Source organism: Paraburkholderia sp. UCT70, assembly GCF_050434085.1.
In the GTDB taxonomy this organism is placed as follows: Bacteria; Pseudomonadota; Gammaproteobacteria; order Burkholderiales; family Burkholderiaceae; genus Paraburkholderia; species Paraburkholderia tuberum.
Genome location: NZ_JBNPVZ010000002.1, coordinates 1,278,826 through 1,302,196, shown reverse-complemented (window position 1 = coordinate 1,302,196; position 23,371 = coordinate 1,278,826). Strand labels below are relative to the sequence as shown.

Annotated in this window: 22 protein-coding genes and 6 pseudogenes; 13 read left to right on the top strand and 15 right to left on the bottom strand. The window is 57.2% G+C overall.

Going from position 1 to position 23,371, the window contains the following annotated elements; all coding sequences use genetic code 11:
* Positions 1 to 39: 39 nt before the first annotated feature.
* The 6 genes from OKW41_RS08315 to OKW41_RS08290 form a co-directional block, all read right to left on the bottom strand.
* Positions 40 to 771, bottom strand: a complete 732-nt coding sequence (locus OKW41_RS08315; RefSeq protein ID WP_429572146.1) for a hypothetical protein — start codon at positions 769 to 771, stop codon at positions 40 to 42.
* A 141-nt stretch (positions 772 to 912) separates the two neighbouring features.
* Positions 913 to 2,064, bottom strand: coding sequence for a glycosyltransferase (locus tag OKW41_RS08310; protein WP_429446149.1), 1,152 nt, complete (start codon positions 2,062 to 2,064; stop codon positions 913 to 915).
* A 50-nt stretch (positions 2,065 to 2,114) separates the two neighbouring features.
* Positions 2,115 to 2,984, bottom strand: coding sequence for a glycosyltransferase family 2 protein (locus OKW41_RS08305; RefSeq protein WP_429446146.1), 870 nt, complete (start codon positions 2,982 to 2,984; stop codon positions 2,115 to 2,117).
* A complete protein-coding gene (locus OKW41_RS08300) occupies positions 2,947 to 3,585 on the bottom strand; it encodes a putative colanic acid biosynthesis acetyltransferase (RefSeq protein ID WP_429572145.1) in 639 nt (212 codons plus the stop codon). The genes OKW41_RS08305 and OKW41_RS08300 overlap by 38 nt, the downstream gene beginning before the upstream one ends.
* Positions 3,586 to 3,651: 66 nt before the next feature.
* Positions 3,652 to 3,840: a GMC oxidoreductase gene (locus tag OKW41_RS08295; protein ID WP_429292478.1), complete on the bottom strand. Its 189-nt coding sequence runs from the start codon at positions 3,838 to 3,840 to the stop codon at positions 3,652 to 3,654.
* 1,350 nt (positions 3,841 to 5,190) lie between these two features.
* Positions 5,191 to 6,006 carry an aldo/keto reductase gene (locus OKW41_RS08290; RefSeq protein ID WP_429572144.1) on the bottom strand — a complete coding sequence of 272 codons (816 nt, stop codon included), beginning with the start codon at positions 6,004 to 6,006 and terminating at the stop codon, positions 5,191 to 5,193.
* A gap of 637 nt (positions 6,007 to 6,643) precedes the next feature.
* Between OKW41_RS08290 and OKW41_RS08285 the strand changes: the two genes are divergently transcribed.
* The 10 genes and pseudogenes from OKW41_RS08285 (at position 6,644) to OKW41_RS08240 (ending at position 13,845) form a co-directional block, all read left to right on the top strand.
* The gene (locus OKW41_RS08285) at positions 6,644 to 7,897 is read left to right on the top strand and encodes a glycosyltransferase WbuB (protein WP_429572143.1); all 1,254 of its coding nucleotides are present in this window, start codon (positions 6,644 to 6,646) and stop codon (positions 7,895 to 7,897) included.
* 93 nt (positions 7,898 to 7,990) lie between these two features.
* Complete coding sequence (locus OKW41_RS08280) at positions 7,991 to 8,203, top strand: hypothetical protein (protein ID WP_429572142.1); 213 nt, start codon at positions 7,991 to 7,993, stop codon at positions 8,201 to 8,203.
* Positions 8,200 to 9,383 (top strand): IS3 family transposase gene (locus OKW41_RS08275; protein ID WP_429572141.1). Its coding sequence is split into 2 segments (ribosomal slippage): positions 8,200 to 8,455 and positions 8,455 to 9,383, totalling 1,185 coding nucleotides; the frame shifts between segments, so codons are not numbered across the junction. The genes OKW41_RS08280 and OKW41_RS08275 overlap by 4 nt, the downstream gene beginning before the upstream one ends.
* Positions 9,384 to 9,661: 278 nt before the next feature.
* Complete coding sequence (locus OKW41_RS08270) at positions 9,662 to 9,907, top strand: helix-turn-helix domain-containing protein (protein ID WP_429573367.1); 246 nt, start codon at positions 9,662 to 9,664, stop codon at positions 9,905 to 9,907.
* A pseudogene (locus OKW41_RS08265) lies at positions 9,873 to 10,052 on the top strand (hypothetical protein); the annotation flags it as partial. The gene OKW41_RS08270 and the pseudogene OKW41_RS08265, both read left to right, overlap by 35 nt.
* Positions 10,053 to 10,231: 179 nt before the next feature.
* Positions 10,232 to 10,402 (top strand): hypothetical protein, encoded by a 171-nt coding sequence (locus tag OKW41_RS08260; protein ID WP_429572140.1) that lies wholly within the window; start codon positions 10,232 to 10,234, stop codon positions 10,400 to 10,402.
* A gap of 10 nt (positions 10,403 to 10,412) precedes the next feature.
* Positions 10,413 to 10,625, top strand: coding sequence for a hypothetical protein (locus OKW41_RS08255; protein ID WP_429572139.1), 213 nt, complete (start codon positions 10,413 to 10,415; stop codon positions 10,623 to 10,625).
* A gap of 30 nt (positions 10,626 to 10,655) precedes the next feature.
* Positions 10,656 to 11,651, top strand: coding sequence for a GlxA family transcriptional regulator (locus OKW41_RS08250; RefSeq protein ID WP_429572138.1), 996 nt, complete (start codon positions 10,656 to 10,658; stop codon positions 11,649 to 11,651).
* A 426-nt stretch (positions 11,652 to 12,077) separates the two neighbouring features.
* Positions 12,078 to 12,223 (top strand): annotated as a pseudogene (locus OKW41_RS08245) (IS5/IS1182 family transposase); the annotation flags it as partial.
* Positions 12,224 to 12,861: 638 nt separating this feature from the next.
* Positions 12,862 to 13,845, top strand: a complete 984-nt coding sequence (locus OKW41_RS08240; RefSeq protein WP_018424982.1) for a phytanoyl-CoA dioxygenase family protein — start codon at positions 12,862 to 12,864, stop codon at positions 13,843 to 13,845.
* A gap of 74 nt (positions 13,846 to 13,919) precedes the next feature.
* Here the strand turns inward: OKW41_RS08240 and OKW41_RS08235 are convergent.
* Together OKW41_RS08235 and OKW41_RS08230 are read right to left on the bottom strand one after the other, a co-directional pair.
* Positions 13,920 to 14,126 (bottom strand): annotated as a pseudogene (locus tag OKW41_RS08235) (IS3 family transposase); the annotation flags it as partial.
* 12 nt (positions 14,127 to 14,138) lie between these two features.
* Positions 14,139 to 14,273 (bottom strand): annotated as a pseudogene (locus OKW41_RS08230) (IS110 family transposase); the annotation flags it as partial.
* Between the two features lie 164 nt (positions 14,274 to 14,437).
* Between OKW41_RS08230 and OKW41_RS08225 the strand changes: the two are divergent.
* The 3 genes from OKW41_RS08225 (at position 14,438) to OKW41_RS08215 (ending at position 16,350) form a co-directional block, all read left to right on the top strand.
* On the top strand, positions 14,438 to 14,653 hold the full coding sequence (locus tag OKW41_RS08225) for a hypothetical protein (RefSeq protein WP_018424979.1): 216 nt from the start codon (positions 14,438 to 14,440) through the stop codon (positions 14,651 to 14,653).
* 458 nt (positions 14,654 to 15,111) lie between these two features.
* Complete coding sequence (locus tag OKW41_RS08220) at positions 15,112 to 15,324, top strand: hypothetical protein (RefSeq protein WP_429446127.1); 213 nt, start codon at positions 15,112 to 15,114, stop codon at positions 15,322 to 15,324.
* Positions 15,325 to 15,444: 120 nt separating this feature from the next.
* Complete coding sequence (locus OKW41_RS08215; protein WP_429572137.1) at positions 15,445 to 16,350, top strand: GlxA family transcriptional regulator; 906 nt, start codon at positions 15,445 to 15,447, stop codon at positions 16,348 to 16,350.
* 113 nt (positions 16,351 to 16,463) lie between these two features.
* Here the strand turns inward: OKW41_RS08215 and OKW41_RS08210 are convergent.
* From OKW41_RS08210 to OKW41_RS08180, 7 genes and pseudogenes are all read right to left on the bottom strand, one after another.
* A pseudogene (locus OKW41_RS08210) lies at positions 16,464 to 16,667 on the bottom strand (IS5/IS1182 family transposase); the annotation flags it as partial.
* Between the two features lie 168 nt (positions 16,668 to 16,835).
* Positions 16,836 to 18,749: a PAS domain S-box protein gene (locus OKW41_RS08205; RefSeq protein ID WP_429572136.1), complete on the bottom strand. Its 1,914-nt coding sequence runs from the start codon at positions 18,747 to 18,749 to the stop codon at positions 16,836 to 16,838.
* A complete protein-coding gene (locus OKW41_RS08200) occupies positions 18,749 to 19,204 on the bottom strand; it encodes a response regulator (protein ID WP_429572135.1) in 456 nt (151 codons plus the stop codon). The genes OKW41_RS08205 and OKW41_RS08200 overlap by 1 nt, the downstream gene beginning before the upstream one ends.
* Positions 19,192 to 20,379: an ATP-binding protein gene (locus OKW41_RS08195; protein WP_429572134.1), complete on the bottom strand. Its 1,188-nt coding sequence runs from the start codon at positions 20,377 to 20,379 to the stop codon at positions 19,192 to 19,194. Before OKW41_RS08195 ends, OKW41_RS08200 begins: the two co-directional genes overlap by 13 nt.
* Before the next feature lie 431 nt (positions 20,380 to 20,810).
* Positions 20,811 to 21,257, bottom strand: a complete 447-nt coding sequence (locus tag OKW41_RS08190; protein ID WP_429573366.1) for a hypothetical protein — start codon at positions 21,255 to 21,257, stop codon at positions 20,811 to 20,813.
* Between the two features lie 228 nt (positions 21,258 to 21,485).
* Positions 21,486 to 21,685: pseudogene (locus tag OKW41_RS08185) on the bottom strand (hypothetical protein); the annotation flags it as partial.
* A gap of 220 nt (positions 21,686 to 21,905) precedes the next feature.
* Positions 21,906 to 23,369, bottom strand: coding sequence for an efflux transporter outer membrane subunit (locus OKW41_RS08180; RefSeq protein ID WP_429573365.1), 1,464 nt, complete (start codon positions 23,367 to 23,369; stop codon positions 21,906 to 21,908).
* Positions 23,370 to 23,371: the final 2 nt, after the last annotated feature.

Below are 23,371 nucleotides of genomic sequence, written 5' to 3'. Positions count from 1 at the left end.
GTTCCCGCCCATATGCCGCGATGAACTCGAAAAATCCGCTCACGTCGAAGACGCCAAACCAGAATCAACGTCATGGCGACCTGCATGCCATAGGTAGAAAGCACGAGATACGGCAACGATGCGCGATAGCGGTTGCAGAGATAAAGAAGCGGTAGCGAGAAAAAGTATCCGATCGCAGCAGTGATATGTGGCTCCCATGCTCGCTGAAGACCATGAAAAACCTTTTCTCACGCCGCTTAGTGGGATGTTCACGCAAAACAGCGTGATGAAAACCACGGTTGACTCCACCGCTTCTCTTGCGACGTCGGCCGATTCGATCTTGAGCAGCCTTTGGAAGTCCAGCAACCTCACGGCACCAACGAGCACAGCCCCAGCGGCTGCGCCGATCACCACGAGCAGCAGTACGCCGCGAGTCACAATCGACTGCAGTTTCTCTTGATCGTCGCTCGTTTTCGCGTCCGCAACCAGGTTGACGAGGCCATTCGCCACGCCAAAGTCAAGCACCGACAACATCACTGCGAGGCTTGATATTGTCATCCAGATGCCAAAGCGCTCTTGCCCGAGATACGGAAGCGTTAAAGAGACCGAGAGCAGCACTACCGCAAAGCCCATCGCGGCACTCACCGCATTGCATGCAGCGGAACGCGCGGCGCGCACATAGCGATCCCTGTCGCGCCCTTCCGAGGCACCGATACCAAACGGCAAGCGACGAAAACAGAGCCGCAGGATGGAAACCGGTGCGCGCACGAAAAAATTATCTGCAAGCGGCATTGGAGCGTGTGATCCTCTGACGCTGCTCTTCCGCGAATGAGATGTCCTGGAAGGGGCAGCAACGGTTGAGCGTAAAATCGCGCTGACGAACTCAACTTCCTGCGACAGCCATCCTGCACGCGTGTGTTAAAGCAGAAATGCTTACGCTACCTGCTTGCTCATCAACGCGATATAGTTCTGCGCGACTCCGGAGATATGAAACCGATTGTTGAAACACTGCTTTGCCGAACATCGCATCGCAACCTTCTCGTCGTCCGGCAGCATTGCCCATTGCGTCAGAAGGCGGGTGATACCCTCTCGCGTGTCGTCGTCCACGAACCCGGCTCCATCGGCAACGACCTCTTGCCAGATTCCGACCTTGTCGGTCAAGAGAACCGGCACGCCGCACGCTAGTGCTTCGGCCACCACCACGCCGAAGTTTTCCTGATGCGAGGGCAAAACCATGACGTCGGCAGCGCGCAGCAGGGACCACTTGTGCGCCCCCGTTACCATGCCAGGCCAGCTAACACGATCCGCGATGCCGAGCCGCACGGCCTCGCGACGCAATCTCGCCCCGAGTCCATGATCATCGGGGCCTGCGACGACGAGGCGATAGTCGGTGCTCAAGTTCTGGATATCGTGAAACGACTGGATTAGCAAGTCGCAGCCCTTCTTCTCGTGAATTCGCCCGAGAAAGAGGATGATCTTGCCCGGCGTCGCTAGCGAATGCCGCTGCGCAACGTCCAACGTTTCCGTCGAAGGTGGCGGTGCCGTGCCAATCATCATCATCAGCTCCTTCGCCCTGTACAGCGGAAACGCCAAGCGCGCCAGTTCGCGCTCACTGTCGGTGGTGAAGAGAACCCCCTTCGCATTGCTGATGACATGACGCTCCACAAAAATCCAATAGACTAGCTTCTTGGCATGTTTCAACGGGCGGCCGATGTTGAACCATGGATCGAGCATGCCGTGCGGCATCACGAAATATGGGATCTTTTTCGGAAGAAGCGAGAGAACGGCCGCCGCGCTGTGGAACTGCCATATGCCGTCTACGATAATTGCATCGTACTGGTTCGCATGCTGTGTCAGCCACCCAACAAGCCTGAAGTTGAGCGCGTATTTGCCGGCGTGGTGGCCTAGCCTGACAACCAGATCGAAAGCATTGTCGTCCGATTTGTCAGCATCAATAGATGAGTCAAGACAGACAATGTCGATAGTGTGTCCGGAAAGCCTGAGCTCCGTCGCGAGCCGTTTGAGCGCCTCAGCAGGGCCACCATATCTTCGCTCGATTGACGAGATAATGTGAAGGGTTCTCAAGGCGGGATCTCCGGCTGACACTGACATTCATCGTAACGCGTAGGCGCGGTTCAACTCTTCAATTCTTCGCTTAACGTAGGCCGATCGACTTGCGTTCTCGCCGCCCTCATCTTCTCCCTGACTTTCAGAACGATGAAGTACTCATAGACCGACTGCAGCGTCGCATACACCAAGCCCGGGTGCCCGTCGAGGAAGCCTCGACGAACGAAGTAAAGTAGAACGAACTTGATCACCGGGCGGCATGGAAGTTGGTAGAACAGGCGCTTTTTATGATAGCGGCGAGTCTGGAAATCGGCCGCAAACAGCGCCTGGGAAAGGCTGAACTTGTTGCCGTTCGCCTTATTGCGAAGGAACTGATCTGCCTCCAGCGAACTGTAGGCGTTATGCCGTGAAAGCCAGTGCGATAGCCCCTTGCTGAAAGGGAAGTGATCGAGATAGCCGTCGAGCCGGCCAGTCTTGCCATCCACCACGGTGACGGGATTGACGAGCCGTTCATAGTGGATATGCTGGGGTCTGAAAAGCCGAACGAAGTACGGTGAACCCTGCACGTGCCTGAGCCACCTGTCATTGAAGAAGTCGCGGCGTCTAATCTGAAACGCCACCGCATCGCCGGCGTTCGAGACCGCCGTTTCAATCTCCGGTACGAGCAATGGGGGAACGCGCTCGTCGGCATCCAGATACAGCACCCATTCGTGCTTGAATGGGATGTTTTTCAATCCCCAGTTCTGGTGAGTGGACCAGTCGTCGAATGGTCTGGAGATCACGTTCGCGCATACCGAGCGAGCGTACGCGACGGTCCCGTCTGTGCTGAGCGAATCAAATACGTGGATGTCGTCGGACCACCCGATGACGGTCTCAAGACAACCAGGCAAATCCTGTTCTTCATTCTTCGTCAGCACTAGTACGGACACTTTGCTCATTGGGCTCTCCGTGCTTGACTCTAAGAGAAATCTTCCTTGCTGGCATGCCGGCATACACAGTCCACTCATCCAGCAGACTCCGCGTTACCACTGATCGCGCGCCTACAACCGCTCCCGGCGCGATATGAATGCCAGGGCAAACGAATACTTCAGAGCACACCCACGCGTCCGATCCCACAATAATCGGCTTTGCCGTTAGCTGAAACGTCGGATGGTTGTAGTCGTGACTTCCTGTACAGAGCTGCGCGCCCTGCGATATCGTGCAACGCTCACCTAACGTGATGCGTTCGATGGAATACAAGTTCACTCCATTGGCAACGCCTGTAAAGTCGCCGATCGAAAGATTCCATGGCGCCCAGATGCGCACACGCGGATAGACGTGAACACCTGCGCCTATAGTGGCCCCGAATAGTCGCAGAATCCAGCGACGCCACGCATGAAAGACACGCGGCGTCGGTACGAAGAAGACGATGTAGATGACGCCCCAAAGAACCCTCAGAAATCTGTTCGACAACGAAAATGAAGGTCCCTGTCTCGAATTCACGCCTTTCAGGATTATGCTCGGACGAACGCCTTCCCGGTTGATTGCATCTTCAGGCATAGACTCCTCTCTCAACTGACCATCGTAGCGTCAACACGGCTCAATACCTGCGGTTGGCGGAAAGCATCAAGCTTTTGGCGGGGTGCTGCCGGCAGCGTGCTGATTGACACATCGCATCCCCAGCAGCAGGAGCATCATAGTCGGATTCGCCCCACCTCCCGTCGGCAAGACGGACGTGGCAAGCAGCTGGACATTCGCGACACCGAAGAGGTTGAGGTTTTTGTCCACCACGCCATCGGCGGGGCAAGCACCCATGCGAGTCGAACCCGTCGGATGGAAGATGCCTTCTGCGTTATCGATGTTGGCCCAGATTTGCTGTGGCTCGATCGATTTCCATACGCCAAGCGAGGCGAATTTGCTCTTCTCCAAGTTTTTTTAAATAGTTCCGATGTCTCGATTACGTTTTCTTTGTCTTCCGTGGACAACCTCCAGTTGATCTCAGCGAGTGGCAAGCCGAAGCGGTCGCAGCACGTATCGCTGAGAGTGATACGATTGTTGGGAGATGGAAGCTGCTCAACCACCGCATGGACAATCAGGCGCGAGTGAGCGGGAAACAGTAGACGTTTGTTCACGAGCCTCCACCACATGGCGCGCGCAAGCCAGGGGGTATTCGCAATCAAATCGAAGATTACTCGTGGCGGCGGTGACTTACGACGCCGTACATTCCGGAATATCTCCCGTAGCACATCAAAGCCACCGGGTTTCTCAACCTCGAACCCGATGTGGCAGAAACCTGGCGGCAGATGCCGCCGCGCCTCCGCTTGTGGCGCTAGCTCGAAACGAATATTGCGCATTGAACCGGCGGCGCCGAATCGAAAGCCGACGATCTTATTTAGCAAAGCGCTCTCGGAGGCGTCGATTTCCGCTACTTCTGCGGAAATATGATCCGCGAAGTTATGACCGAGCGCAGACGTAAGGGCGGAGACGGCTCCATTGTTCTGACGGTCGATTAGCAATGCCAGACGGGTTGTTTCGATCGCGCCAGCGGCGACGATGAGCTTCCTCCCCGAAATAGCTAGCCTGTCACCATTTTGCGATACCGCTTCCAGTCGGACGCCTTCAGTCTGAGTTTTGATTTTGACGACATGGGCATTCAACCAGACCTGAAGGTTGGCTGCCGCAGCGACGTCAGCGTCCAACAACGCCGCTACATTGCGCTTCGGGAATTCTGGCCACTTGGCGAAACGATTGACATGGGTCCCACCGAACTCGAACGGAAAGGAGACGTCGGAATACAGGCCCGGTTCCAGGGAGAATAGCCGCTCGACGTCACCGATGAAAGGGGTTAGTTCATCGAGTGAGATCGGCCAGTGGGCATTGCAGAGATCAGAGTTTTGGAAGGGAATGAGGGCACCGCCCCATCGCATCGAGGTACCGCCCAGGCATCGGAAACGTCCGTGCGAGGCACCCTTGTAGAACATCCCCTGCTGGACGACTTCATTGAGCGGATGCGTGTCCTCTTCCTGGCGCAATCCGCCGGTTTCCAGGCAGATGACGGTTGCGCCTGTCTTGCGCGCCAGTAGTACGCTGATCGGTAGGCCGACGGTTCCCGCGCCGATGACTATGAAATCGGCTGCCCGCGAAATCGCGCCCTGCCCGCCCAGGTCATTGAGCATTGGCCGTTTCCTCCACGAGCCGGGCATATTGCTGCAGCCTGGCCAACTGCTTCGTGCTAGCGATGATTGCGCCATTCGTATTGCGAAGTAGTGCCCGACGCAGAACCTCTGTCACGGACAGCGGCGACCCCTCCTTGCGGGGCGCGGAGACATAACCGTAAGTGATCTGGAAGGGCTTGCGGTAGCAGGTCAGTACGTCAGCCTCCCGACCGGTGAGACTGTCGTGGACCTGAATGAAACGGGTCAGTTCGGAGCCGGCAGCGAGGAACGGTTCGACCTTATCCGTAGTTAGCGCGAGGCCGAAAGTACGGACCGTTCCGTCGCGTAGGAGACTCTCGAGCCATTTCAACCATTCATCAGTATCGAGCAGGGAAAGTTCAGGCTCGTGCAGCGCGTAGATGTCGATAGAGTCACGCTTCAGACGACGCAAACTGCCCTCGAGTGTTCTCTTCGCTCGGGCGACTGAAAAGTCCACCGTTGGACCCGAGATGGCCTTTATGAAGCGCCCTGTCGCCTTGCGAACAAAAACAGCGGCCCCGCTTTGCTCCTCGCCGCCGGGCGAATAGATACCGACTTTGGTGGTGACAGTGACCTCCGGTCGTGCTTTGAGAACGTTGCCAAGATCGCGCTCGGCCAAGCCAAAGCCATAGTAGGGGGCCGTGTCGAAATGGGTGAACCCGGCGTCCACCGCAGAGAATAATAGTCGTCGTCTCGCTTTTTCGGAGCCACTGTTGAAAAGACTGGCGGTGCCGAATATGAATCTCGAAAGTACGATGGGAGTCCCGGTCAACTGAACGCTTTGCACGATTAACTCCCGCTAAATGCTCGTCAAGCCCGCGCCTTGAATTGAATGACGAGAATGTTCTACCGACGATCAGCGTTACCGCGGCGATAAGACGTCAGTTTCTTAGTAAGGTCTGTGCGTAGTCCGCCAGAATAACCGTGTCAGTATCCATGGCATGGTTGTATGAGGTCTCCGTCAAAGCCGCTGTATATCGAGCACTGGATGGGTTAGCACAGCGTGTTCACGCTATCGCATGTGGCGAACTTGAATCTCGTCGACGTGAAAGGAATATAAGCGCCGCGCCCCTGATGCCCCCGGTCAAGACGGAAATTGGCAAGAAGTTGTCGGCTTTCGCCCACCGCGAGTGGAAAGAGACCGGCACCAGGCCTCCTGCGCCCACACGGCTTGCGATCATATGTCCTGGCTGGCGAAGCCCATCTAGGCGAGGCACGACAAGCATTTGTCCGACCGGGCAATTGGATATCTGCGATCTTCGAATCAGGAAGGCGAACGCGCAGCTTTGACACAACGCGAATACGAATGCGACTGCGAGCAAGCCACGGAACGATAGCCTCCATCAGAGTCCGAACGCATGGGTCGTACATTCCCGTGCCCAACGCAGACTTGATCTTCTTTTTCCCAAGATGTGGATTACTCAATGAAAGTGCTGATAATCTCGCTCAACTATGCCCCAGAGGTGACAGGGGTGGGAAAATACTCCGCGGAGCTTGCGGAGTGGCTCGCATTACAGGGGCACACGATACGCGTGATAACCGCGTCTCCATACTATCCTGAGTGGCGCATCAAGGCTGGCTATAACGCGTTGACGTACTCGACTGAGCAAATCAACAACGTTTCCGTCATACGCGTTCCCTTCTGGTGCCCCAAGCGCCCGTCGGGTCTGAAGCGCGTGCTACATCTGATGAGCTTCGCGGTCTTCGCGAGTCCGGCCGCCCTATGGCAGATCGCGTGGCGTCCGCACGCCGTGTGGCTCGTAGAGCCACCTTTGTTCGCGTCTCCCGTCGCGTTGTTCGCCGCCCGCGTCGCCAGCGCCTCATGTTGGCTTCATGTACAGGACTACGAAGTCGACGCAGCGTTTCGACTGGGCATACTGAAAGGCCATGTCGCAAGAAAGCTGGCTTTGCGCGTGGAAAGATGGTTGATGTCACGCGCCGACGTCGTCTCGACACCCTCCGCAGCGATGACACGGCTCGCCGTGCAGAAGGGGGTCTCCTCGGAAAAAGCTTTCACCTTTCCCAACTGGGTCGATACTCAACACGCGCATCCAAACAGCACGGACAACCCCTATCGCGCGCAGCTCACCATCGGCCACGGAGCGCTGGTCGTCCTCTACTCAGGCAATCTCGGACTTAAGCAAGGTCTGGAAATCATTGTCGACGCTGCAAAGCTTCTCACGTGGCGCGCGGACATCATGTTCCTGATCTGTGGCGCTGGACCAGCAAAAGATGTTCTGCTCGAAAAGGCCCGTGACGTACCGAACGTCAAGTTTCTCGGGCTGCAACCTAAAGAGCGGTTCAATGAATTGCTATCGCTTGCGGACATACACGTCCTTCCACAGCTTGCAGGCGCCGCGGATCTCGTCATGCCTTCGAAGCTTGGCCCGATGCTGTCGAGCAGCCGACCGGTAATTGCGACTGCGAATGAAGGTACCGAGTTATGGAGCGTCATCAACTCGGTCGGCGTCGCAGTCGAGGCCGGCTCTTTCACGGCATTGTCACACGCCATCCTTCGTCTCGCCGACGACCCGTCGCTTCGTGAGCGCCTTGGCACCCTCGGACGGCAATACGCCGCATCCAATTTCTCGAAAGAAACGATTCTTCTCCAGTTTGAGGCACGGCTTCGCAGCTCAGTTCTCGGCAAACGGGACCTCGGAGACCGCGCGACGACGTAGGCCCACTTAACAGTCTTCGGATCCGGTGCTAGCGCAAATGGGCGAGATCCAGCTTGCTTCGTGAGCCTCACAGGGTATCCTAAGGAGGCAGGGATGAATTCAGAAGGGCTCAGTGCTGACCTTCCCGTAGACTGGACGGATGAGGAGTCGGAGTTCTTTATGCGTGCAGTGGAGGCGATCGCACTGGCCTACAAAGAACAGACCATCACGCTTGAAGAGGCCGGAGACCGGATTTGTATGAGCTTGCCCCCGAAAAACGAATCCCTTGCTGAGTGTGTAAACTCAAGCAAGGAGAGGAAACGATGACGGTCAAGGCAAAGCGGGCGCAGTACACGCTCGAATTTAAACTGGAAGCGGTCCGACTGGTAAAGAACGGCCAGAGTTTGGCTGCGGTGTCGGCGACGCTGGGCGTGGTGCAGCAGACCCTTCACAACTGGGTCAAGGCGGACAGGGAAGGCAAACTGGTCGGAGCCGGGGCGAAGCCGGTCAGTCCCGAGCAGATGGAACTGGCGCGGTTGAGGGCGGAAGTGTCTCGCCTGAAGATGGAGCTCGACATCACAAAAAAAGCGGCGGCGTACTTCGCAAAGGAATTGATGTGAAGTGCGCGTTCATTGACCGGAATCGACGCCACTGGCCAGTCTCGATGCTGTGCGAAGTACTGGGAATCAGTCCCAGTGGATATCATCAGCGTCAGCAGCGCAGCGGTGATGATAAGCCGCACAGATGCCGTATCAGCAACGATGCCCTGCTCGCGCACATCAAGGCAATTCACGTGCAGGTCAAGGGCGAATATGGCTGGCCGCGCATGTGGAAAGAGCTCGTTGCGCGCGGCGTGCGCGTGGGCAAGGAGCGTGTTCGCAAGCTGATGGCGCAGCATGGCATCCGTGCCCGACACAAGCGCAAGTACATCGCGACGACGAACTCGAATCACAACCTGCCGGTGGCGCCGAACTTGTTGGAGCGTAACTTCACAGCAACGGCGCCGAACCAGGTCTGGACGAGCGACATCACGTACTGTGCGACGGCTGAAGGCTGGGTTTATCTGGCGGTCATCATTGACCTGTTCAGCAGGCAGGTGGTGGGCTGGTCGATGCAGCCACACATGAAAGCGGAACTGGTCACCGATGCGCTGCGTATGGCGTGGTTCCGGCGCCGTCCAGAGGCTGGCGTCATCGTCCATAGCGACCGGGGTAGCCAGTATTGCAGCGGGCTGTTCCAGGACACGCTGAAGGCCTACGGCATGCGCTCGTCGATGAGTCGGCGCGGCGACTGCTGGGACAATGCACCGACCGAAAGCCTGTGGGGTTCGTTGAAAGTTGCACGCCTGCATGGCCGGCACTTTGCCACACGGCGTGCCGCAATGGATGAAGTGATTGATTGGCTCGGCTTTTACAATGCGCGCCGGCTACACTCGACGCTCGATTACGTCAGCCCCATGACGTTCGAGAAAAACTGGTTCGCCGCTCAACAGGGGCGAGCCGCATAAATCTCTCAGCTATGGGATTCGCGAAACAGGGGCAAGGTCAGTATGGTTGCGGTCACGAGACTCGGTAATGCCATGGGCATGAATGATTCAATCAGATGTATTAGCCGGGACTAGATCTGAAGCGGCTTCGCCTTGCAGCGCTTTTCGTCCACCCAGACGTCAACACCGGGATTTTTCGGAGGCGGCCTCAATTGTGAAGTGCAACACCTTGGACCTGCTAAGGTGCGCACATGAATTCGCGAATATATCAGCAGTTGCAGCCTGAATAACGTCTCACTATTGCCAGCATGAAACAGCAGGGGTTGAGCGTTCGGGCCATGGCCCGAACGCTCCGCAGCTCGGCTTCGAGCGTAAGCCGCGAACTGGCACGCAATCCCTGTGCTGTGCGTGGCTACGCTTCGGTTCACGCGCAGGCCATCAGTTCGAGCCGTCGGGCGGCGGCTCGCCCGCCGCACAAACTGGACCCGCAAGGCGCGCTGTGGCGTACTCAAAGGTACGGATCTGTCCGTGTGCAGCCAGGATGAACTTGACGCCATTGCTGAGAGCATGAATAGCAGGCCACGTGCTACGCACGCATGCTCGAAGCCGCTTCACTGCCTCCGCCTGCGTTTATTAACCCCGTTGCGCTTCACCCTTGAAACCGCCAGACCTTCCCTACTAATTCATTAAGGCATGCGGCCAGTTGAACGCGCCGTAGTTTCATTAAGTCAAAACTTAGCCCCGTCCGGCCGATAAAGGTTGAAAGTAATTGGTGGGATTTTTTTTCACGCGGTAAGTTACGGCATGTAGCGATATTTACGTGGCGCAACTCCTCATTCTTTCGTTAGTTTATCTTCAAAGTCTAATATATGAAGAATACGCTCGAACCAGGAATACCGATATATGAAAATCTCGCTGATTCGGATCAGGCGGAGACTCCCGATATCGCTACACGAAACGGGAAGGCGATGCTAGTTATTACTATTTTCTTTCTGATTATCGGGGTTGCCTATATTGCAGTGACGCCTCCGCTATTTTGAAGCGGACACCTTGCATTTCGACATTGAGGCAAGGCCGCTGCATTTTCCGCTGACAGTCGTTTTTATCGCGCGCCGCGATCTGGATGCTGGGCTTGCACCACCGCCCTTTGGCAACGTATTTTTCTCGCCTGAAACCTTGTCGATTAAAACGGCAAGGATAAATCTGAAAACGCGAGAATCGAAGTCCGATGACACATGGAAATCCTGTCTTCTTTCCGTGTGACGAATAGAAACCTGCCGAACTGGAGGCCGCATGACGCCGATCTTATCTGAGGCGCTAGCACCGCTTGATTGTCCGAGACAGGACATTCGGTCTGTTCAGTGTTCGACAATCGTGAAGCACGTCGCGATTATTTTGTATGACGGATTTTCGTTGCTGGACGCCGGTACGCTCGCCGAAGCTCTGCATGTTGCCAATGAATTACAATCTCAAAGTTCGAATCATTCCGTGACATATCGCGTGAACCTCATCTCGGCTGGCGGTGGAGGGGTTGCGTGCTCGTCATCGATGATGGTTTGGACAGAGCATTTTTCCACGCGCGATTTCGATCGCCTCGACAACCTCTTCATTCCCAGCGGAAGTGGTGTCGCGCACGCCTCCGTCGACGACAACCTCATTGATCTGTTGCGACTGGTTTGTGCAAGAGGCGTCCGTGTCACCGCGATCGGGAATGGGCACATGGTTTTGTCGGCTGCCGGCGTGGCGCGGTGCGATTGGCCTTCGATGAAGCATGATATCCGTCTCCGATCGTTATCCGCGAGCGCTGCGGAGCATGATCGCGATCAGGCTTTGGTGACCTCGCTCGCACTGCTCAAGATGGATCTGGGAGCGGACTTGGCCGCGCGCGTGGCGGACCGTCTCGGCGCGGATGGCGGGCGTACATTGGCCCCCGCGTTCGAAGATATGGATGGAAAGACGCTCCCCGAGAAAGCACGTGCGTCGGCGCGTTGGATCGTCCAGAACTGCGCGAAGCCCATATCGGTGGGCGATGCGGCGCGCACGTCTTCGATGAGTGAGCGCAATTTCCTGCGTCTGTTCAAACGGGAGCTCGGTGTTACGCCTTCAAAGTACCTTCTTGGTGCGCGGCTCGATCTTACGTGCAAGCTGCTCGCCAACAGCGATCTTCCGGTGGACAAGATCGCTCGTAGAACGGGTCTCAGCAACGGAGAGAGACTGTCGAAGCTTTTCCGTAAAGAGCTCTCGATGTCGCCTACTGAGTTCCGGACGCAGAGTCGACGAAAGAGTTGACGTACGAACAGCAATCCAGATGCGCAAGTGGGGAGTCACGTCAAGCGCACCGGTGAACCGCCCCGGGAATCGTGGAGGCTGGTTGGTTTAAGTTAATGCGAGTTCGGCGACCGTTGTTTCAAGTTGCCGATAGTAGTTTGTATATGAACGTCTCCCGTTTGAGCAAGCTCTCTTGTGCGTAGACGGACAGGATGGGTTGCAGCTGTATATCCGGCCTTGCTGCAGCTGGTTCTTCCGCTGCGGGCCACTATGGAATCCGCTGACCCGCACCTCATTTTTCTCACGAGCTCGGAGCTCCTGGAGCCATTCAGGTTTAGCGAATCACGGTCCGACCTGTGTTGCCATCACTCTCGATTCCCAACGCAACCTTCTCCTTGCTTGAGTTTACCTGCTCAGCAAGGGATTCGTTTTTCGGGGGCAAGCTCAAACCTGTTCAACCACAAGAAGGCTCGCTACCGGGGCCTGGCTAAAACGGTGCGCAGTACGATACCTTGTTTGCGCTGGGCAATCTGGTGATTGCAAAGAAAGCGTTGTTGCAATCAATGGAGAACTCCGTCTGCGGGGCGGCATAAAGCGCAAAAACAGTGGTGAAAGCCCTGCAGAAATGAATATTCGCACTGGCTAGTGGGCAAATCCGCTGGCGGTTCGCGACAGAATCCGCATCGTGCGAACAGCGCTGCACGATCCTTCTTTGTTCAGCGTTTCCTTAACGTCTTTAGCGTTTTACGCCAATCATTTGGCGGAAATGGTTCATCTGGTCTTGTAGTATCGAAGCGAGATGACACGTATGATCGGTGATGCCTTCCAGGCCTTCTAGGCCATGCAGTTATACATAAATGTCGGCATCACCCTTAACGCGTAACCCACGCCGTGTTTAGACAGCAACATGAACCTCTTTGACTCCAAGTCAGATTGTTTTGACGCCAGGTTTTCCATTGCTGTTGCCGCCGAGGAATCCGCCGGGTTGGACTGCCAATCGTTCCGCAAGCATGCTCATTCGCGTGTCCAGACGCGCATCGCTGAGGCTCGTTGCTTGAATTCCGTCTCTGTCCAGTGCGTCGATGCTGGTTCCAATGCATCACCCAGAACGAGAGTAAAAGTCAAATGCCAAATTATTCAAGCGCCGCACTATGTCGCTGAATGTAAATACCTGTTCTCAAACCGAGCGTCGGCGGGAGAGATTTCGTATAACTGATATGCTGGAGGGCATATGCATCAAATTCTGAGTCCGATTGGCACTAAAATTGAAATTCCGGAAGTTGAGGCCGAGAACGGGACTACCTTCCAATTGACGGATCTGGTCGGCGCCAAGCGCTATTACGAAGAAAACGGCTACGTTGTTGTGCGCAACGTGGTCGATCCGGATATCTGCGATTCCATTCGCGGGGCTTTCGACCACACGGTCAAGCGCTATCCGGGATACATCTACCGTCAGGCCACCGCGAATCCAGAAAAGAACAGGATCAACGAGCACGGCTTCGTGATGAATCCGTTGCTCAATCTTCAGTCACTGAGTGACGCGGACTTCGCGCCGCTAAAGCGACTCGCTGTAAGTGTGTTTGCGAGCGCGCCCATTAAGTCCGTCAACCGGGAACTCTTTTCGGAAGAGGGGACGCTCGTTCAGAGCATGTATTTCGAGGGCAACTCGGAAACCTGGCCCCATCAGGACACGTATTACCTCGACAGCGAGAGCATCGGCACGATGGCTGCCTGCTGGTACGCCCTCGAGGACATTGATGCGGGCGCGGGCCGGTTCTTCGTGGTGCCGAAGAGTCATCGCATCGACATGGCGAAGAACGGGAAGAATTTTGATGTGGCGTTCAATCACGATCGCTACAAGCAACTGGTCAAGAAAATCCTGACGGAACATCGGCTTGAGTTTCGTGCGCCGTTCCTGCAAAAGGGCGACGTCCTGTTCTGGAACGCCAAGACGATTCACGGCAGTTTGCGCACGACGCGCCCGCAGTTTTCCCGCAGCTCACTGACATCGCACTTCATCCCAGCGTCTCATCGGTTCCTGCAGTTTCAGTCGAAAATCAAGCCTTTGCAGCTGCGAGAGTTCGACGGCATGGCATTTCATTGTCCCAAGGACATGGATCGTTTTTCCAGCAGAGTGGTCATGGGAGTGGAAACCACCTTTCCGAAGACGTTCCAGATGACCAAGAGATTGGCCATCAAGGTGTTGGTGAAGTGATGCACTCGGGGACGCTCGCGGGAAAAGGGAACTATGACCTTGCCCCCGTTTGACGAATCCCATAGCTGGAGGAATTACGCGGCTTCGCCTCGCTGAGTTGCGAACCAGTTCTTCTCGAATGTCATGGGGCTGACGTAGTCGAGTGTCGAGTGTAACCGGCGCGCATTGTAAAAGCCGAGCCAATCAATCACCTCATCCATTGCAGAACGCCGCGTGGCGAAGTGTCGTCCATGCATGCGTGCTACTTTCAGCGAACCCCACAGACTCTCGGTCGGCGCATTGACGCTCCTATGTCAAGCGACACGCGTCGAATCGGCCAGATCTGCCAGGATGAGCGGGTACAGCTCCCGGACGATATAGCGCTTCAGGCAGCGGTGGATTTCCTTGTTCGACATGCCTTCCTTTGTCCGGCAAGAAACGATTCTTCTCCAGTTTGAGGCACGGCTTCGCAGCTCAGTTCTCGGCAAACGAGACCTCGGAGACCGCGCGACGACGTAGGCCCACTTAACAGTCTTCCGGATCCGGTGCTAGCGCAAAGGAGCGAGATCCAGCTTGCTTCGTGGGCCTCACAAGGAATTCTAAGGAGGCAGGGATGAATTCAGAAGGGCTTAGTGCTGACCTTCCCGTAGACTGGACGGATGAGGAGTCGGAGTTCTTTATGCGTGCAGTGGAGGCGATCGCACTGGCCTACAAAGAACAGACCATCACGCTTGAAGAGGCCGGAGACCGGATTTGTATGGTTGCGGTCGCGAGACTCGGTGAAGCCATGGGCATGAATGATTCAATCAGATGTATTAGCCGGGACTAGATCTGAAGCGGCTTCGCCTTGTAGCGCTTTTTGTCCACCCAGACGTCAACACCAGCACTTTTGCAGACCTTCCCTACTAATTCACCAAGGTATGCGGCCAGTTGGACGCGCCGTAGTTTCATTAAGTCAAAACTTAGCCCTGTCCGGCCGATAAAGCCTGAAAGTAATTGGTGGGATTTTTTTTCACGCGGTAAGTTACGGCATGTAACGATATTTACGCGGCGCAACTCCTCATTCTTTCGTTAGTTTATCTTCGAAATCTACGATATGAAGAATACGCTCGAACCAGGAATACCGATATATGAAAATCTCGCTGACTCGCATCAGGCGCAGACTCCCGATATCGTTATACGAAACCGGAAACGGGAAGTCGATGCTTGTTATTACTATTTTATTTCTGATTACCGGGGTTGCTGCCCATATTGCAGTGACGCCTCCGCTATTTTGAAGCGGACACCTTGCATCTCGACATTGAGGCAAGGCCGCTGCATTTTCCGCTGACAGTCGTTTTTATCGCGCGCCGCGACCTGGATGCCAGGCTTGCATCACCGCCCTTCGGCAACGTATTTTTCTCGCCTGAAACCTTGTCGATTAAAACGGCAAGGATAAATCTGAAAACGCGAGAATCGAAGTCCGACGACACATGGAAATCCTGTCTTCTTTCCGTGTGACGAATAGAAACCTGCCGAATCGGAGGCCGCATGACGCCAATCTTATCTGACGCGCTAGCACCGCTTGATTGTCCGAGACAGGACATTCGGTCTGTTCAGTGTTCGACAATCGTGAAGCACGTGGCGATTATTTTGTATGACGGATTTTCGTTGCTGGACGCCAGTACGCTCGCCGAAGCTCTGCATGTCGCTAATGAATTACAATCTCAAAGTTCGAATCATTCCGTGACATATCGCGTGAACCTCATCTCGGCTGGCGGTGGAGGGGTTGCGTGCTCGTCATCGATGATGGTTTGGACAGAGCATTTTTCCACGCGCGATTTCGATCGTCTCGACAACCTCTTCATTCCCAGCGGAAGTGGTGTCGCGCACGCCTCCGTCGACGACAACCTCATTGATCTGTTGCGACTGGTTTGTGCAAGAGGGGTCAGTGTCACCGCGATCGGGAATGGGCACATGGTTTTGTCGGCTGCCGGCGTGGCGCGGTGCGATTGGCCTTCGGTGAAGCATGATATCAGTCTCCGATCGTTATCCGCGAGCGCTGCGGAGCATGATCGCGATCAGGCTTTGGTGACCTCGCTCGCACTGCTCAAGATGGATCTGGGAGCGGAGTTGGCCGCGCGCGTGGCGGACCGTCTCGGCTCGGATGGCGGGCGTACATTGGCCCCCGCGTTCGAAGAGATGGATGCACGGACGCTCGCCGACAAAGCACGTGCGTCGGCGCGTTGGATCGTCCAGAACTGCGCGAAGTCCATATCGGTGGGCGATGCGGCGCGCACGTCTTCGATGAGTGAGCGCAATTTCCTGCGTCTGTTCAAACGGGAGCTCGGTGTTACGCCTTCAAAGTACCTTCTTGGTGCGCGGCTCGATCTTACGTGCAAGCTGCTCGCCAACAGCGATCTTCTGGTGGACAAGATCGCTCGTAGAACCGGTCTTAGCAACGGAGAGAGACTGTCGAAGCTTTTCCGTAAAGAGCTCTCGATGTCGCCTACTCAGTTCCGGACGCAGAGTCGACGAAAGAGTTGACGTACGAACAGCAATCCAGATGCGCAAGTGTGGAGTCAGGTCAAGCGCACCGGCATCGCGCGATGGCCTCTCCAAAAGGGCGAAAAGCTGCGCTCAAGAATTTACGAGAAGCTGTGGATCCGCAGCATGCGCTCCAGACCGATCGGCGGGCGGCCATTGCCGCGCTTCGGATAATGCGGCTCGATCACCGCGCACAGTTGCGCCCATGGCACGATCGCGTTCATCGTGTCGAGAAACTCGTCGCGCCGCGTGCGTTTGCGGTGCGTCTCGAAACCCGCTCCTTGATCGGCTGCCATCGCCAGCGTCTGCTGCTTCATCCTGTTTCGCCTTCCTCGTTCGATCCGATCTCTGACGCTTTACGTACCGGTTCGGTGGACTTAATTAGCGTTGCCCTACACGGGTCTGGCTTGAGTAGTCCCACATAGCATCTCTGCCTTGGTCAACGGACGGACAGCAGCGCGAGGAAGTTCTCGTGCTGCTCGCAGTTACGATGAAGCGTCTGGATGGGCGGGCACCGTGAATTGAAAGATCGCGCCGCGCGGCACGTTTGCGCTTGCCCACAATCGGCCGCCGTGTGCCTCGACGATCGAACGGCAGATCGGCAGCCCCATCCCCAAACCGGTCGGCTTCGTGGTGTAGAAAGGAGCGAAAAGGCGCTCGTCACTGTCCGCGGCAAAGCCAGGCCCCGAATCGAGCACCGTCACGAGTACACAGCCCGAGTCGGCTCTTGCCGTGCTGATGAGCAATTCCCGCACGCCATCGCTGACACCGCTCATAACCTCCATCGCGTTGATGAGCAAGTTAAGGAGGACTTGTTGCAACTGGACCCGATCTCCTTCAATTAGCGGTAATCGGTCCGCGAGATGCGTCTGCACCGAGGCGCCGTGCTTCCACGCTTCGCCGCGGGTGAGCTCAATCACCTCGAGGATCGCCGTGTTGATGTCCACCGGTTCCTTCCGTGGCGGCGTCTTCCTGATCAGTTCATGGATGCGGCCGATTACGGCTTCCGCCCGATTGGCGTCGTTGACGATACGGCCGAGCGCCTGCCGGGCCTTCTCGACTTCAGGAGGCTGGCCGGCGAGCCATCGCAGCGCCGCCTGGGCGTTGGTGACCGTCGCGGCGATCGGCTGGTTGACTTCATGAGCGATCGAGGCCGTGAGTTGTCCCATGGTTGCGACACGGTTCGCGTGCGCCAGCTCCCTTTGCACCTCCCGGTAACGCCGCTCGCTCTCGCGGGCTTCGGTTTCGGCGCGCTTGCGCTCGGTCAGATCAAGCACGAATGCAACACCTTCCGTCCCGCTTGCGTCAAACGTGGCCAAACCGACCATAACGGGCACACGGCTACCGTCCCTCCTGATGTACTCCTTCTCGTAAGGCTGGGCGCGCCCCGTCTGCCCGGCCTCCACCAGGGCCCGTTCGCTGCCCGGGAGCCATTCCTGCGGCGTCAGATCCCTCCAGCCTACGCGACCGGGGCCTATATCTTCACGCTCGTATCCCACGATGCGCAGAAATGCGTCATTGGCCTCGAGAATCTCACCATCGAAATTCCAGACGATGATCCCGATGATGTTGGCATCCACGAGGCGCCGGATCTTCGACTCGCGTTCGAGCAGTGTTTGTTCGGTGCGTTTGCGCTCGGTGATATCCATGACCGCGCCCACGAAACGGAAGCGATCCGGATCAGAGCCGCTCACGCCATGCGCCACAGCTCGAACATACTTGATAGAACCATCAGCCATCAGCAGACGATGCTCGGCCGTAAATGCAATCCTTTCGTTTGCGGCGCGGTCAATGATTTGCTGCAGACGGATACGATCGTCCGGATGCGTCCGGTCGATGACGGTCTGCACGGTGGGCTTGATCGCGGCGTCGAGCTCGAATATTCGATAAGTCTCATCTGACCAATAGATCTCGCCGCTCGATAGGTTCCAGCCAAAACTCCCTGTGTGGCTCAGTCGTTGGGCTTCCGCCAGATACATCTCGCTCCGGCGTAGCGCCTGCTCGACACTTTTGCGCTCGGCTCGCTCACTTGCTTCGCGCAGCGCGCGCCGCACTGCGGGCACGAGCCTCGACAGCCGCGTCTTCAGAACAAAATCGGTAGCGCCACTCTTTAGCGCCTCTACCGCCAGTTCTTCGCCAAGCGTGCCGGAAACCAGGATGAAGGGCACCTCGGGACGTTCGCTTTGAGCGATCTCCAATGCCGAGAGACCGTCGAACGCCGGAAGTTGGTAATCCGCGAGAATCAGGTCGATTCCAACGGTTTTCAACGCAGCCTCGAAGTCCGCACGCGATTGCACGCGAACGATTTCGCAGCAGAGATGATCGGCTTGAAGGAGCTCTTGAATGAGTTCGGCGTCATTCGCGTTATCTTCCAGCAACACAATGCGAAGCCCCGACATTATTGCCCCTTCCGCATGCTGCCCGGCGGTGGCTGATTGATCAGTGCCCAGAATACGCCTAGCTCCTTGATGGCATTTATAAATTCATGAAAGTCGACCGGCTTTACTACGTACGCGTTTACCCCGAGTTTATAGCTTCGCATCATGTCTTTCTCTTCGTGCGACGATGTGAGCACCACCACGGGAATGAGCTTCAAACGTTCGTCCGACTTCACTGTGTCCAGGACTTCCAAGCCATCGACCTTGGGGAGTTTAAGATCCAGTAACATGACTGACGGGTTCTCGTCGTAGCGATCGACAAATTCCTCCCTGCAATAGAGGTAATCCAAGGCTTGCTGTCCGTCTCTGGCAACCACTACCTCGTTTGCCAAGTTACAGTCTGACAGCGCGGCCAGAGTGAGTTCGACGTCTCTCGGGTCATCCTCGACGAGCAGAATGCGTCCTAGTTGGTCCATGGTGTCCTCGCAGTCTTTGCCGTTGCACCGTGTGCCTTAGGCACTGAGAAATAGAAAGTAGCGCCCTGATCCACCCCCCCCTCTGCACGGACCTTGCCTCCGTGGCGGACGATGATGCGTTGAACGATAGCTAGTCCGATGCCAGTACCTTCAAACTGCTCCGGGAGATGCAGACGTTGAAAAACACCGAACAGTTTATGCGCATACCGCATGTCAAAGCCTGCACCATTATCTTTCACAAACACCTCCACCACGTCTTTATTCGGGTCCACGCAACCAATCTCGATTTCGGCCCGCGTTCGCATGCGTGTGAATTTGACCGCATTGGCGACGAGATTGGCGATAACCAGTCGGAGCATGGGACGATCCCCGTAGCAGACCGGAAGAGCGTTGATTGTCCATACAATGTCTCGCCCGCTCGTTTCTTGCCCGATCTCCGCAACGACCTCCTTGACGAGCTGATCGAGGCTCACCGGCGTCTTTGTGGTCTCCACCTGTCCGACCCTGGAAAAGGCCAGCAAATCGTCGATCAGGTTATTCATTCTTTTTGCCGCCTCGACAATCGTTTGTATGTAGCGACGACTTTTATCATCGAGCGAAGAAGCCGCCTGTTTTTGTAGTAGCTCGGAGTATCCGATCACATGGCGAAGTGGCGCGCGTAGATCGTGCGAGACGGAATAGGCGAAGGATTGCAGTTCCTTGTTACTCGTTTCAAGCTGCTCAGCCCGCGCGGTCACTTCCTGATTGAGCCTGTGAATCTCGCTTTCTTTATGCTGACTCTGTTGCAATTCGGCCTGAAGGCGATCGCTGGTGTGACGAAGCTCAGTTTCGATTCGCCGTCGAGCAGCGACGAAACCGGCAAAGGTCAAGGCCCATGCCGTGAAAACTAAAAAACGCGGAAAATCTTTGCTTGGGAGACCGATGGTGTACAGCGGCTCAGAAAGAAAATAATCGTAGGATGCCACCGATAGCACGACTGCCAGCACGGAAGGTCCTACCCCTGCGTACCAGCAAACAACGCCGATGGCGAAGTTAAAAGGGGACCCGTAGACGTCGTGGACTCCGAAAAACCGGAACACGAGCGCCAGCCCAAGTGCAGCCCCAACGCAGACGACGGATAAGCCGTAGCGCAGAATCGGTGAGCGACTTTGCAAGTCCAGGTGCAAGTGCGCCAAGCTTCGCCTCATTGCCAAAGGTGCGGATCCCCTGAACTAAAAATTATAGTCGTCCCAGTTCCGATCGTTGAGCAGGCGGGGACGCCCCAACGCGGATGCGTTGGCGAGCCGGCTCATGCTTGTGCCCGTTGTCCGCCTCGATCATTGCGATGGTGCGGGTGTGGTTCACCAACGATTCGTCTGCCAAATAGACCGCCAGAAGTCTCCGTTGAACCGATCAACACCGCTTGACAAACACGGATAAGCAATTCGGCGAACGGCAGCTCAGGGGTTCAATAGCTGCCGCAGATGGGGTGCCGGGTTCAATGGGTCGGAAGTACCCATTCGGCTCTCTTGAGAGGCGGTCATTGGCAGGCTCCCAGCCTGACTTCGGCGCCGAAGAGGCGTGGCAGGCAGGAAGCCTTGCACCGTGAGGGTACGGACGCCGCGCGTCAAGACGGGCTGCAGACCACCGCGGTCAGCAACAACGGAATCACCATGCGCACGGTAGCGTTGCTGCCAGCATCGCGCACGCGCGATTCGACCGCGTCGCTGGGAGCGGACAGCACAGCGCCGTACAGCGGGCCCGCGAGCGCATTGCCGCGGCCCTTCTTGAACGTCCCGTCGTCCTGCTCGTACCCAAGCACGGCGTAGACACGAAAGCCGAAGGCCGTTATGTCGCTGCCTTGCGCTGGCCGAAACGCGTTGACCGAATTCGCCTCAACGTGCATCGGATTCGGGTTGATGTACTGGTTGTTGATGAGCTGCCCGATAAACGCGTGTGGACTCGCCCTGCAGTCGAATTGCCCATCAAGCGCGTACGCGTGCGCCGCGACCGGGCAGAAGCCTGCGCCTGACACCAGCAGTATGACGAGTACTTTTAGAAGACGGATTGCCATGGTGAACTTGCCCGAACCGCGGGGTCGACATGCAAAACACGAGCCAGCCTGTAGTCTCGCAGATTTTCGCTGTCCGCATGTGCGTGTTATGAGCGAACGATGCAGTTGGAGTAGGAGTCGGCTGCGGCGGCTCAGCTCCGACCATGTCTGACGAATGGCCGGTGTTCGCATGTGTACGCCGCCGTGATTGGCCTCGCACGAGCGTCTGAGGTTATGCGCCATCCCTGACATGCAGCGCGCCCATTGCGCTCCGGTCACACCGCGGCCCGCGCCGCCGAATCCCGCGCCGGTCATCCCGACCGCGAGATGGACCTTCCTGTTCCCCCATCGGCGCGCACACGGACGTCCTTGGCGGGCACGCCGGTTTCGCCCTCCTGCCACTCGGGCGTCTTGGGAACGCCGTCGGTTTCGCCCAGAAGATAGGCCCTCCCGTAGGTTTGCGAAATCGCAGATCGCATTCGTGGCAGGCAATCAGTTTCTGATGCTCCATACGGACCGACCAGGATGAATTTTCTGGTGTCATTCGACGCGGCTGAAATGCCGGCTCATTTATGTTGTGGGTGCCTAACTAGCGCCTGGCACCACAGCTACTCTCGATGGATGGCGACCCGGTCAAGGGCCGCTCATCCCGAACTCATCGAGGGACGATCATTCTCTTGACGCGGCTACCGGCTGCCCGGCTGGCAGTTCGCCCATCGACTGGAACAGCGCCGCAGTATCGCTCATACGCTGGCTTGCTGCGCGAATCGAGTTGATCTGTGCACTTAGAAACCGCTGCTCGCTGGCATGCTCCGCCGTTGACGGCAGCGAACCCATGCGGCAGCGCGACGCGGTATCGTCGAATCCCGCCTGCGCTGCCTGTGCCGCTGCTTCAGTCGACGCGAGTGTCTGTGCGTCGTTATCCAGCGCGGCAAGCGAATCCGCGACATTCTGGAACGCCGACAGAACGGTGGACTTGTAGTTCAGCACGGCCGCATCGTAAGCGTCGATCGACGCCTTGCGGTGCGCGAACAGCGCGCCGCCATGGAAAATCGGTTGCGTCAGGCTCGCACCAATGGCCCAGAGTCCGCCCGCGCCTGAGAGCACCGCCGGCCAGCTAAAGCCGCCGCGGCCCATCGAGCCCGTCAGTGACAGGCTCGGAAAGAGCTGCGCGGTCGCAGCGCCGACATCGGCGGCAGCGGCCTTCAGGGCGGCGTCGGCTGCCTGAACGTCGGGGCGCGAACGCAGCAGGACCGACGGCACCTCGACAGGCACGTGTTCGGGCAACACCAGGCTGTCGAGATCGGGAACGGCCGGGGCGTTGTCCGGCGTGCGGCCCATCAGCACCGCGAGCGCATGGATGGCTGTGGCGCGCTGCTGGCGTAATGCAGGAAGACTCGCCGCAGCCGTAGCCGCATCCTGCGTCGATGCGAGCGCCTGCGCACGGGAAACTGACCCGAGTGCGTACCGCTGCTGGTCCTCGTTCGCGACCGTCCTGGCCACGGCGACGAGCCGTTCGGTGAGCGCGATCTGGCGATCGAGTGCCGCCACGCTGATCGTCGTACCGACGATGTTTGCCGCGAGCGCGCGCCGCGCCGCCTCCAGTTGATACGCCTGCACGTCTACGCGAGCGGCGCTGGCCGCGTTCGCCGAACGCGTCGCACCGAACAGGTCAAAGGTGTAGGACGCGAGAACCTGTCCGGCAAAAAAGTTATAGCGAACCTCGCTGGGGCCAATGCCGGGCACAAGCGGTGAACGCCCGCGATCGACTTGTGCGGCGGCATCGATTGAAGGCAGCGTCGATGCGCCGACCTGGGCGCGCAACTCCTGCTGCGCGGCTGCGAGGGTCCGCTGCGCAGCCCCGAGCGTGGGGCTGTTGCGCAAGCCTTCCTCGACCAGTGCACTCAGCGCGTCCGACCGGTAAAGCTGCCACCATTGCGGAACGCCCACTGCGCCGATATCGAACTGCTGCGCCACGCCGCCCGCGGTGACGGTCTTCGCCGGCTGTGCCTCGGCACCGTAGTGCGCAGGCGAAGGCATCGCCGGGGGTGCGCCGTTCGGGCCGAACGTGCAGGCCGTCAGTGCGATGGCCACAGCCACGGCCATCACGGATGTCTTGTAGGCGAAGCTCATCA